A 1,258-nucleotide genomic window follows, 5' to 3' on the forward strand; every position below is an offset into this window, starting at 1 on the left:
GCCCGCAGGCCGGGCGGTGCGCCCGCCGCACACGCGTTGACCTCGTCCAGCGCTCTGTCCGCGGGGCGGCCCGCGACCTCGGCCCGTATCAACTCGGCCACGTACGCGCGGAGTTCGGTGAAGGCGTGCAGCCAGTCGGCGCCGAGCGCCGGGAGCCGGGTGGCGGCCGGGACGAGCCCGGCGCCGGTCAGCCAGGCGGCGAGCCGCCGCCCGCAGTCGAGTTGTTCAACGGAATCCGTCCCTGTCGCCACCAGGTCCAGGCAGATGCGCCCGGAGTCGAACCGCAGCTCGTTCGCGTGCGAACCCATACCTCTTACAGTGCCCGGCCGCGTGCCGTGCCGTAACCCCCGCCGCCGGCGCGCTTGGTGCGTACTCAGTTGTCGTCGTGCAGGATCCGCTGGAAGAGCCGGTTGTCGCGCCACTCGCCGTTGATGTGCAGATAGCGGGGCGCCACCCCGAAGGACTCGAAGCCGCACTTGGTGAGCACCCGCTGCGAGGCAACGTTGTCGAGGAGCGTGCCGGCCTCGATCCGGTGCAGGCCCAGTTCGTCGCGGGCGATCCGGCAGACCTCTTCGACGGCGGCGGAGGCCACGCCCCGGCCCGTGCAGCCGGCGTCGACCCAGTAACCGACGACAGCGCTGCAGAGCGGGCCGCGGATGATGTTGTTGAGGGTGATGGTCCCCACGATCCGCCCCGTCCCGGTCTCCTCCAGCACCCACGGCATCAGCCGGCCGGCGTCCCGCTCGGCCAGCAGGGTCCGAAGGCGCTCCAGCTGGCCGTCGGCCGTGTAGAAGGACTCGGGCCTGGCCGGGTCCCAGGGCTCGGTGTGCGCCCGGTTGCGGCAGACGGCGGCGGTGAGGGCTTCGACGTCGGAGAGCTCGACCGGGCGGAGCCGGATTCCTTCGGTAATCATCCCGGCACGGTAGCGCCAGGGGGCCGCCGTACGGCCGCCGGGTCAGCAGCGGGCAGCGCGCACGCCCGCGGATCGGCACCGTGCGGACCGGCACCCCTACGGATCGGCACCGTGCGGACCGGCACCGTGCGGGCCCCCTCGGCAGCCCCTTCCCCCGCCTCCCCCTCAGCAGCCTCTCCGCCGCCGCCTCAGCCGCCGTCGCCGTACTCCGTGTCCCCTGCCGGTTCGGCAGCCAGCCGGTAGCACTCCCCGGCGGCCGTCCGCACCGCATCGGGCACCCCGAGCGCCGTCCGCAGCCGGTCCACCGCCGCGTCCACAGCGTGCTCGCCGCGGTCCGTCCCCGGG

At 74.2% G+C, this 1,258-nt stretch carries 2 protein-coding genes; both read right to left on the bottom strand.

Annotated features, from left to right (window positions below; all coding sequences use genetic code 11):
- Positions 1-308: ABATE domain-containing protein (locus tag G3I19_RS36505; RefSeq protein ID WP_203601185.1), on the bottom strand; the 308-nt coding region annotated here is incomplete at its 3' end.
- 65 nt (positions 309-373) lie between these two features.
- Positions 374-913 (bottom strand): GNAT family protein, encoded by a 540-nt coding sequence (locus G3I19_RS36510; RefSeq protein ID WP_164267948.1) that lies wholly within the window; start codon positions 911-913, stop codon positions 374-376.
- Positions 914-1,258 lie beyond the last annotated feature (345 nt).

The sequence above is a fragment of the Streptomyces sp. SID10853 genome (assembly GCF_010548145.1).
Taxonomy (GTDB): domain Bacteria; phylum Actinomycetota; class Actinomycetes; order Streptomycetales; family Streptomycetaceae; genus Streptomyces.